At 46.4% G+C, this 10993-nt stretch carries 5 protein-coding genes; all 5 read left to right on the forward strand.

Features of this window, described 5'->3' with window-relative positions:
• Positions 1-413 precede the first annotated feature (413 nt).
• The 5 genes from E5358_RS13470 to E5358_RS13490 all read left to right on the forward strand — a co-directional run bounded on the left by E5358_RS13470 (position 414) and on the right by E5358_RS13490 (position 10665).
• A complete protein-coding gene (locus E5358_RS13470) occupies positions 414-3734 on the forward strand; it encodes a SusC/RagA family TonB-linked outer membrane protein (protein WP_135940699.1) in 3321 nt (1106 codons plus the stop codon).
• 15 nt (positions 3735-3749) lie between these two features.
• Positions 3750-5843: a RagB/SusD family nutrient uptake outer membrane protein gene (locus tag E5358_RS13475; protein ID WP_135940700.1), complete on the forward strand. Its 2094-nt coding sequence runs from the start codon at positions 3750-3752 to the stop codon at positions 5841-5843.
• 20 nt (positions 5844-5863) lie between these two features.
• Positions 5864-8224 (forward strand): hypothetical protein, encoded by a 2361-nt coding sequence (locus tag E5358_RS13480; protein ID WP_135940701.1) that lies wholly within the window; start codon positions 5864-5866, stop codon positions 8222-8224.
• Between the two features lie 37 nt (positions 8225-8261).
• Positions 8262-8789 (forward strand): hypothetical protein, encoded by a 528-nt coding sequence (locus tag E5358_RS13485; protein WP_135940702.1) that lies wholly within the window; start codon positions 8262-8264, stop codon positions 8787-8789.
• Positions 8790-8892: 103 nt separating this feature from the next.
• The gene (locus E5358_RS13490; protein ID WP_135940703.1) at positions 8893-10665 is read left to right on the forward strand and encodes an FN3 associated domain-containing protein; all 1773 of its coding nucleotides are present in this window, start codon (positions 8893-8895) and stop codon (positions 10663-10665) included.
• The last annotated feature ends 328 nt before the right edge of the window (positions 10666-10993 follow it).

Below are 10993 nucleotides of genomic sequence, written 5' to 3' on the forward strand. Positions count from 1 at the left end.
TTGCCAAAAATTTTGACATATATTATCTATGATTACAAATAAGTTGGTACTTTTGTGAAAGATGCTTAACGACAGTATATACTATAAATAAATTGGCAAAGAACTCATCATCTTTCTGATTGCCAGACACATTCAGAGTGAGAGCTGTTGAAATAAACCTAACAGTAGATTGTTTCTTCACTGTTTGAGACCATCCATAAAGTGTTCACCTGTGCATTCCTCTTGCAAAGAGGTTCATGTCTTCCAAGATATTCATGGAGTTGAATATCACGATGAAATGGGTGGTTTTTGATACACAAAGCAGATACGACTTTTAATGTAACTAAAAATATATCTCACGAAGACTATGACGATAACATCATCAATTTAGTCCATACATTTAACAAATAACTAAATCAAAACAAAACCAAAACATGATTAAAGCAAAGAAACTCTTTTGCAGGGTATGCATGTTGGTAATGCTCTTCACTGCACTTCCGTCAGCCCTTTGGGCACAGGTGGAATGTACAGGTACTGTGACCGACTCGGCCAATGAGCCTGTCATCGGTGCCACTGTCGTGGAAAAAGGCAACACCAAGAATGCTGCCATCACAGACATCGATGGTAACTTTAAAATAAAGGTTGCCCAAGGTAAGAAAGTTGTTATTTCGTACATCGGTATGGTGTCCCAGGAGGTTGACGCAGGCACAGGTCTGCAAATCAAGCTACAGGACGACGCTGCCACAGTGGAAGAAGTGGTTGTGTTAGGCTATACCTCACGTGCACGTAAGGATCTTACCGGCTCTGTGGGTTCTATCTCCGGTGCCAAACTGCAGCAGGTGCCGGTGTCATCGGCAGCTGTAGCCCTTCAGGGAAAAATCTCCGGTGTGCAGGTTACGACAGTCGATGGTCAGCCGGGTGCTGATGTCAACATCCGTATCCGTGGTGGTTCTTCTGTGACACAGACCAACGAGCCTCTTTATATTGTTGACGGCTTCCAGGTGAGCAACATCAACGATATCCCTGCTACTGACATTGCCAGCATCGACGTGCTGAAGGACGCATCCCTTACAGCCATCTATGGTTCGAAGGGTGGTAACGGTGTTGTTGTCGTGACAACAAAAAGTGCCGGACAGGGCAAGGTCAGCGTCTCTTTCAATGCAAACATGAGCGTGAGCAAGTTGTCAAAGAAACTTGAATTGATGGATGCTTCTGAGTTTGTAAAGTATCAGTACCAGTGGCACTCTTGCAACGGTACACGTTCAAGCAACGGAAAGTTCTTCCGTGCAAACTTCGGCAACCCATACGACCTTGACATGTATTCAACATTGCCTTCTCATGATTGGCAGGATGAAGTTATGGGCGAGACTCCGCTGAACTATTCTGCCAATGTGAACATCAGCGGTGGTTCGGAGAAAGTCCGTTTCAATGCTTCTCTCACACAGAGTGAGGATAAGGGTATCATCATGGGTTCAGGCGTTCGCCGTACTAACATGAACATCAAGTCCTTAATCAAGGTGAACGACAAGCTTACCATCCAGATTAACCCTAAGTTCACATATCGTCGTGATATGGGCGCAGGTGGTAAGAATATCGGTACCGGCGGTATCATCGATGTGTTGAAGTATCGTCCTACAAACGGTCTCAGAGAGTTCGGTTATGTTGACCCTTCTTATGCAGACCCGCTTGAAGAGGAATTGTTCAAGTACACAAACCCAAAGAACGACATCATGCTGAACGAATTGCTGAAGCACTCATATACTTCAACAAATGCGTTCTCTGTCGAGTGGAAGCCAATCAAGAACCTGACTCTCCGCTCTGAAGGAACTATCAGTCTGAAATGGCTTGACAACAGCCGTTTCTGGGGTGCCCTGACTGACGAGGGCAGCAAGAATGACAATCTTCCTGTCGCTCAGATTACGAATGAGCGTAGCATGAACTACGTATGGACAAATACTGCCAATTACAGCCTTTCCCTCAATGACACACACAACATGTCGTTCCTCCTCGGTCAGGAAATCTATCACAGTGACAAGCGTGCGGATTTGGTCAAGGTTGTTCATTTCCCTGTGGCATTCACTTCCCGTGATGCGTGGAACCACATGTCCGACGGTACTCCAAAGCAGATTACGTCAACACTCTCCACTCCAAACAGAACAGCGTCTTTCTTCGGACAGGCAAACTACAACTACAAGCATCGTTACTTGCTGTCAGCCACTCTCCGTGCCGATGGCAGTACAAAGTTCGCTCCGGGCAACCAGTGGGGCTATTTCCCTTCTGTCTCCGGTGCATGGACAATTTCGGAAGAATCATGGTGGAAGGTTAAATGGATGAACCAACTGAAGATTCGTGCAGCATTCGGTCTTACCGGTAATAATGGTATAAATGACGACCTTTGGCGTCAGCTTTATGCTATCCAGTCAACTGGAGGTCCGGGCTTTGGTGAGATGACACAGTATGGCGACAAGTATTACGCCAATGCTTCCGGTAACAAGTTCTTCAACAGGGACATCAAGTGGGAGACTGTCGTGACTCGAAACCTTGCAGCAGACATCCAACTGTTTGACGGCAGAGTGACAATCACACCGGAGTTCTACTGGAACACTACAAAGGACATGCTCTATGATGCAGACATCGCATCTGTGCTTGGATACACAAGCCAGCAACAGAATATCGGTCAGGTGACCAACAAGGGTATCGAGCTTGCTGTCAGTGGTGACATCCTCAGAGGTTCTGACTATGTGCTGAGTGCCAACTTCAACTTCGGCATGAACAAGATGAAGGTTGACCGTCTGAATGGTTCCTTCACAGAAAAAGCAATCGCAGGCGGTCAGTGGGATTCCGGTCTCAACGACTACATGCTGAAGGAAGGCGGTGAAGTAGGTCTTATCTATGGTTTCGTTTATGACGGTCTTTATGGCTTTGACGAATTCTATTTCGACCCGACAAACAACTATCAGGCTGTGCCTTGGGGCTCTTCTGCCGCAGACAACGGAACATCCAAGAACCAGGCTCCACGCGAGGACGGCTATGTGACAATCATCAATGAAGTGTCAGGCACATCCAACTCAGGTATAGCAACATTGCCTGGCAAAGTCAAGTTCAAGGATTTGAACGGTGACGGTCGTATCACAGCTGAGGACCGCACCGTAATCGGTAGGACAACCCCACGCTTCCAGGGAGGCTTCGGCTTTAGCGGACAGTGGAAGAACTTCGATTTCGTTACAAACTTCACTTACATGCTTGACTTTGACATCAACAATGCTACTGCATATACGCTGTCATCATCAAAGGGCAACAAGAACAAGTTCTACAATGTATTGTCAAAGTTCTCTGACGGATGGCAGTACAATGACATCAGCGGTGAGCTTACAGGAACTCCCGGAGATATTCTCTACAAGCTGTATTATGTGGAAAATGGTAACGAGATTTACGAAAGAGCCAACATGGGACGCACATTGTGGAATCCGACAGACGTTATCAACAACCTTACTCACTCTTACTTCATTGAGGACGGTTCTTTCCTCCGTTGTAATGACCTTACCATTGGCTACACGCTCCCGGCTAATCTCACAAAGAAATGGGGTGTAACAAAGGCACGTTTCTATGTGTCTGCGACAAACCTCTTTATCATTACAGGCTATTCCGGATATGACCCTGAGGTTGACATCCAGTCAGGTCTTACACCATGTATCGATTACAACCGTTACCCACGTAATCGCAGCTTCGTATTCGGTACAAACATTACATTCTAATCAATAAGCACAGATATGAAACTAAAGAATATTTTCTTGGCAGGTGTCTCTGTTCTGGCATTGTCATCTTGCAATGACTTTCTGGATGTCGATGCGCCTTCTTCTGCGACAGAAGAGTTTGTCTTCTCCCAGAAGTCGGAGATTACCCGTGCCCTTAACGGAGTATATGCCCAAGCAATTGTAGGTGACCTTTATGGTAATGCTTACCAATCAAAGTTCATTTATAATAGTGATGTTGACATGCAGATAAGCTCCAACAGTGCTCATGAGGCAGGCTCGTTTGCACGTTTTGACTGCGACTATACTGCCGGTGACATCAACAAATTATGGAAGGCTGCCTATAACCTTATAGAGTATGCTAACAAATTCATCGCTTCTGCGGAGCAGAGCATTTTCTACAAGAATGGTGACTCTGACGTAGTGCAGCAGGTAGGTGAGGCAAAATGTCTCCGCGCCATGGCTTACCATGACCTTGTGGTGATGTTTGGAGATGTTCCTTTCTTCTTTGCTCCTGCTTCAGAGCATGGCTCGGAGTATGTTCCACCGGTGGCTGACCGCCTGGAAATCCAGAAGGCACTCATCAATGATTTGAAGGTTACTGCTCCGACTATGGCATCAAGCGGTTCCGTGACTGTGGAGCACTGCTCTAAGGAGTTCGCTTATGCACTTATCGCTCGTATAGCCTTGACTGCGGGAGGATATTCACTCTACCCGGACAAGAACGATGTCAACAGCTATGGCGAGATGAAGCGTCCTGACAATTATGAGGAGTTCTACGAGATTGCAAGGGATAATGCTTATGAAGTTATTTCCGCCGGCACTCACAAGCTCGTGCAGGATTATCAGGATGTGTTTGTCAACGAGTGCAACTATCAGGTGGTTAACAACGATGACGTGATTTTCGAACTGCCGTTTGCAAAGGAATCAACAGGCAACACCGGTTACATTCAGGGTCCTACATACTCTGCTTACGAAGGAAGCACTGTCGGTCCTTGGGGTGAGGCAAAAGGCAGTGGACGCCTTAACGCATTCTATCGCTTCCTGTTCCGCGACAAAGACCTGCGTCGTGAATTCGTGAACGGTTTGTGGTATTATTCTTATTTCCAGAACAGCGATGGCGCTTTTGTTGACTCTGTCTATGTCCGCAACGACTACACTGTCCACAACAACAAGTGGTCAAAGCTTTGGACTGCAGAAGGCAATGCATTGGGTTCAAAGACATCCGGCTCAACAGGCATCAACTTCCCTTATATGCGTTATGCTGACGTGCTGCTGATGTATGCTGAGGCTGCCAATGAATTGAACAATGGTCCTACAGACGAGGCTGTGAAATGTCTTGAAATGGTTCATAACCGCGCATTTGCTGACGGTGACCCAACATTCATCGCAGAGGCAAAGACAAGCAAAGAGGCATTCCAGAAAGCTGTGCTTGATGAGCGCAAATGGGAGTTTGCCGGTGAGAACTCACGCTGGCGTGACCTTGTCCGCACCAACACCTATAGCCGCGAACTCATTTACAGTTTCCTCCGCTATTATTCCGTAGGCATGCAGAATGCCGGCAGTGGCAGTGGCTATGAGGATGCTATCAACACATACGATGGCAAGCAGTACATTGACAACCTTCCTGAGCGTATCTACTACCACTCTTATAAAATCGAAGAAGCTAATGAAAGAGCATTCCGTGCATTTGCTCCACAACTTTATGGCTATCAGATTTCAGGAACATCTGTTCTCAAGAACTATCCAAACCAGAGTTTGAAGAGTTTGCGTATCTACAATGCTTACGAACGCGCATCACGTGAACCGACTAAGTCTCTTATCACAGTTGGTGGCTTCACAGCTCCGGCTTGGGAAAAGGCTGACTTCTATCAGTGGGGTGACACAAACAATGGTATTCCAAGAGATCAGTGCCTCTACTCATTCTATGGATTTATCCGTGGCGACATTAACGGCAATGTCTGGCTTGTCAAAAACGGCACACTGGTGGGACTTCCGTCCAATGTCGCTGACATAAAGGATTTGCCTGCAGTAAGATACATTCTGCCTTATCCGCAGGAGGCTATACAGCGTTCTGCCGGAGTATACAAGAATTATTACGGTTATAAATAATAATATAAAGATAACAGAACATGAAAAAAATATTCAGTTTCATGGCTTTGATGCTGGCGGGATTCTCTGCGTTGACATTCACATCCTGTAGCGATGATGACGATATCGCAGGTACAAGCGTTGACCGCGAATTCATGACCATGTTCATTACAGACAATACACGCGGAAAGGGTGACGACTATCCTTACAACTGTGGATTGGACGCAGCCTATCCGCATGGAAACACCATACACCTTTATTGGTATGGTGTGAAGGACTGTGCCGGCTACCAGATTCAGATGGCTTTGCAGTCAAAAGTGTCCAATGGTGCAGATGCCTGGAATGCCATCCAGGGTACTGACGACCTGCTGCTTAACGAAATCGTAGGACCGGAGCAGCTTGACATGGTGATAAAGGACCTTCAATACTCCACAGATTATCGTTTCGCCATCCGTGCACTGTCTCCTTTGGACGATAATGTGACTGACTTCTCTCATGCCTCAAAGTGGTATGGTCACGGCAACGGACGACAGTGGCAGGAGTGGATGGGAATTTCTACACGAGACCGCTATCCTACACCTTTCGTGGTTTATGCCAACCAGGCAGAGACAACCGAGACAACTCTCACTATCTACCTGAACACAAATCTTAAGGATGTTTCCACCGGTGATGCCGCTGAGGATGCAGAAAACGAGAAGAGCTACCGTGAGAACTTCAATATCGATGCGGAAGGCAACTTCATGTATAAGTACCTTACTGTCAAGCCTTCTCCAAGCAACCCGGACTCCAAGGTCAATCCGAAGTGGAACTATTACGAGATTACTGATGCTGACCGTGAGCGTGGTCATGTGGTTGTTGACGGCTTGTCGCCAAACTCTGTATATGTGATTGATGTCATCGACCCTACCGTGCCTGTTGCAATCGATGCTAAGTACAACACTTGCACCGCACGTTCTGACGGCAAGCCGGGCGAGCCTATCCTTCTCAAGCATGATGAGATGATAAGCACTTATCATACAGCTGATATGATGATTTCCCCGACTTCTACACACAAGCGTCTTGATGTTTATGGTGAAATGGCAGCAAAATATGATGCAGCTCCTATCTCTCCTGTGCTTGACGACTTCATCTCAAACACCAACTATGCGGAGGGACAGACATTCCTTCTTGAAGGTGGCAAGACATACTATATTGACGGAAACAACATCACATGTAAGGGATTCATCCTCCGCACCAACCCTGACGATGTGGCAAAAGGCCTGCGTGCACGTGTCATCTGCGGAATAGGCAAGAGCAGCCAGTACTACAACAACAACCCTAACGGCGAACAGTGGCAGGGCTCATACTCAATATTCACGTTCGGCCGTCAGCCGGAGGCAGGCGAAGGAGGAGAAATCTACATGAAGACGCTTGCATTCTATGACATTGACTTTGACAACCCAATGGCGTTCAACTATGGTGACAATGTTGCAGGAAAAGGCTCTGCTTGTGGCAACTACTTCTTCAATATGTACTCCAACGGCATGGCTGTGACACTTGAGAACCTTATCATCGAGAATTGCACCTTCAAGCGTCTCGTACGCGGATTCATCCGTGAGCAGGGTGTCAACTATAAGAAGTGGAATAACGTGCTGATTAAGGACAACCAGTTCTTTGACTGCGGATATTACAGCAACGGCGCAGGCGGATATTGCTGGATTGACGGTTCAGGCGCAAACACCTCCTCCAACCTTTACAAGAACATGAAGGTCATTGGCAACACATTCTATGACAGTCCGTTCCCTGCCTTCTTCAAGGAAGAGAAGAGTGTCACATGGGATGCCGGCATTGTCTGGAACATCACGTTCTCAAACAACACGTTGGTCAACTTCAACACTCGCGGCAATGGCTCTATCTTCAAGATGAGAAACCTGCCTAACGGCTCTGTGTTCAATGTCCAGAACAACCTGTTCGTCCTTACCAAGAAGCCTAATGACTTGCGTGTCCTCGAGTTCTATGGAGCAGACATCCGTGAGACCATGCCACTGGCAGACGGCACATCCGGCATTGTTACCTTGAACTTCGACAACAACTGGTCGACAAACGACAACCTGACCAATGGCCAGATATTCACAGGCAACCCTTGGACTGCCACAAGCAACAACTTCGGAAAGCTCGTCAAGGAGAACAAAGCAATCCTTAATGGCACGCTTGAGGTTAATGTCGCAAAAATCTCTTCTACGGATTTGATGAAGCAGCCATGCCCTCCTCATGTTGCCAAGACATCAAGCGACCAGAACATGCACCGTGCTGATGCATTGGACGGAACTGCGACTACAGACTACAATGTAAACCTGTTCTTCAAGAACAAGGACAACGAGATTTTCCTGAACAATGTGGGTGCTCCTTACTGGCGTCAGTAATTCTAATTAGTTAATAAGCAATATTAAAACAAGAAATATGAAATTGTTCAACAAAACATTCCTTGCCGGTGCTGCAATGCTGACTCTTGCTTTAGGATTCACCGCGTGTGAAGATGCCAATGAGTATAAGGATGCAGAGACTAACAACCCTGCATGGACAGGGAACAACCCTGAGGGCATCGCTCATCCGGAGTCTCTTGGCGGCAGCAAATGGCTGCGTGGCGAAGGAATCAAGGTTAATGCCTATGGTGAGGAAATCCAGGGATTTGTCGAGAGTCTGGAGTTCATTGCAGACAACTCTGTTGTAGTCAAGATGAGCCAAGGCAAGACTGAGGGCACAATGGGTGCCGACGAGACCAATACGGTTGATAATCCATACGAGTGTGAATATGTCAAAGAAACAGGCTCGTTGAAGATTAAGAAGGAATATGTGGATGACAAGGGCAACCATTCTAAGAAGGAAATCTTCAGTGGAGTTGTTGTATCAGGCACCAAGTATGGTGACATGATTACACTGGTTCACTACGGTGACACCCCTGTCCAAACGTATCTTGTCCGTCAATAAAACAAAACAGCATGGTGTCCCTAACCTTGTTCAGGGACACCATGCCTTACAACACTATAATTATTCATTACTTATATTTATTAATCCTTAAAAATTTATTCTTATGAAGAAAATTTTTACAACATTGTTCGCTCTTTTGGGTATGACAGTGGCTGCTAATGCGCAGTCTACCGTAGACGACATCAAGCCTATGGTTCACAGCCAGGTAATTGTTTTTGACAACTACACAGGCAATGGCACTGTTGCACGTGTCAAAGGCACTCTTTTCTCAAGCAACTATGCACTGGACGTTACAGGTGGCTCAATTGCCACAAACAAGGGAAAAATTGACCTTGCAACAATGACCTATGACAACAAGGGCACCGAAACTCCTCTTGAACACCGGGACAATATCACTGATGACGAGATAAAGGCATTGCAGGCAAAATACGGCAAGTATGGCACTCACATCAACTCTCTTCGTCTGAAGAACGCCCAGGACGTCATCGCCGTCAAGCCTACAGCAGGCTCCAAGATTTATGTGTTCGGAAATGGCAACAACAAGTCTGGCAAGGATAGCCGTATCCCTAAGTTCTCCAAGAGTGCAGACTTGTCAGACGCTCTCAACGCCGCTCCTGCAGCGGATTGGGGGCCGATGAACATGTATGTCTACAAGTTTGTTGTCCCTGCAGACTTCGATGGCAAGACGCCTCTTTACATCGGTACATACAATGGTGACGCATTCTATAGCTACATCATCGTTGAGGCTGACGAGCCAGCCGGAACTCCTTCTGTAGAGGTTGGAGACCTCCAGTATGATGATGCTAAGAAACTTTACTACAAGGAGATTGTATGTACACCGAACAACTACATCATCGACGGTGCAGACTTGGGTGAGACAGACGTTTACTACACGACTGACGGTTCTGACCCTACAGACGCAAGCACAAAGTACACAGAACCTATCAAGTGCTACAAGGACATGACTGTCAAGTTCCAGGCATACAACATGGGCATGATTTGCGAGGGTGCAAACAACGAAGGTACTGCAGAGTTCAAGTTCAATGCTCCTACACTGACTGTCGATGGCGCGACAGCAACTATCGCTACAGAGTACTACAATGCTACAAACTACTATACATTCGGCGACGCTAAGGCTGTAGCCGGCAACACATTCACTGCTACAGCTTCAGGCACATTCACCGCTTATACAGAAATCAAGAACGGTGAATACGCAACATGGAAATCCAACCCTGTTTCCAAGCCTATCTATGTCATAGACCCAATCAAGGAAAAGAAGGTTCTGACTATCACTGGAACTGCTGTTGAAGGAGAGCCGGATGCAACAACAGGCAATCCAACCTATGAGGCACAGGATGCGCAGCTGCTGATTAACGGCAATGACAGCGACCCATGCTTCTATCTCGTTCCTGATGCTAAGTTCAGCTGCATTATGGACGCTGCATACCAGATTGGCGAGCAGCAGGTTTATCTCCAGATGGACAAGCCAAACCTGACATTCAAGGTTGACGAGGGCGAGTCTGTACATGTGAAAGTTGTTGTTTCAAAGAATTCTTGCAAGAACATTACATCAGACAATGTCGACGAGAAAAAGACTTTCGTGAATGTTGACGGTACGACATACGGTAACGAAGACATCACTGCCGAGAACGGAAACGTCATCGAATTCGACATTGAAGCAGGTGTACACACATTCCAGAAGTACAGTGGAACCGGCAACATCAATGTTGCTACAATCGAATTCTCTGCTCCAGTTCCGACAGGCATCAAGAATGTTGAGAATGCTGAGGCTGCAAAGGTAGCTCCTAAGAAGGTTGTGAAGAACGGTCAGATTATGATTGGTGACTTCAACATCGCTGGTCAGCGCGTGAAATAATCCTTGATACATTTTTTCCGGAAAGGCGAATAAAATAGTACTATTCGCAATCTATATGAATGGAGAAGCCGTGATGGCTTCTCCATTTTTTGTTTTTGGGAGGTCATTGCCAAGCGATTACTTATAAAAATGATTAAATTGCAGCAGCGACTGATTGACTGACAGTATTTTTGTATTATCTTTGCATAAGATAAGCTGCACCTTAGCAGTTTTGAGCAAGCTCAACTGTGTCCGGTTTGCATTATCTTTGCATACAGTAATTTAACATCACCTATTATGGCAAACTACATCCGATTTGACTGGGCAATGAAGCGCATGCTGCGCAACA

It is taken from the genome of Palleniella muris (assembly GCF_004792655.1).
GTDB classification, from domain to species: Bacteria; Bacteroidota; Bacteroidia; order Bacteroidales; family Bacteroidaceae; genus Prevotella; species Prevotella muris_A.

Excerpts from the sequence above, each read along its gene's own strand:
- E5358_RS13470 (WP_135940699.1), top strand. The coding sequence starts at position 414 with ATGATTAAAGCAAAGAAACTCTTTTGCAGGGTATGCATGTTGGTAATG.
- E5358_RS13475 (WP_135940700.1), top strand. The coding sequence starts at position 3,750 with ATGAAACTAAAGAATATTTTCTTGGCAGGTGTCTCTGTTCTGGCATTG.
- E5358_RS13480 (WP_135940701.1), top strand. The coding sequence starts at position 5,864 with ATGAAAAAAATATTCAGTTTCATGGCTTTGATGCTGGCGGGATTCTCT.
- E5358_RS13485 (WP_135940702.1), top strand. The coding sequence starts at position 8,262 with ATGAAATTGTTCAACAAAACATTCCTTGCCGGTGCTGCAATGCTGACT.
- E5358_RS13490 (WP_135940703.1), top strand. The coding sequence starts at position 8,893 with ATGAAGAAAATTTTTACAACATTGTTCGCTCTTTTGGGTATGACAGTG.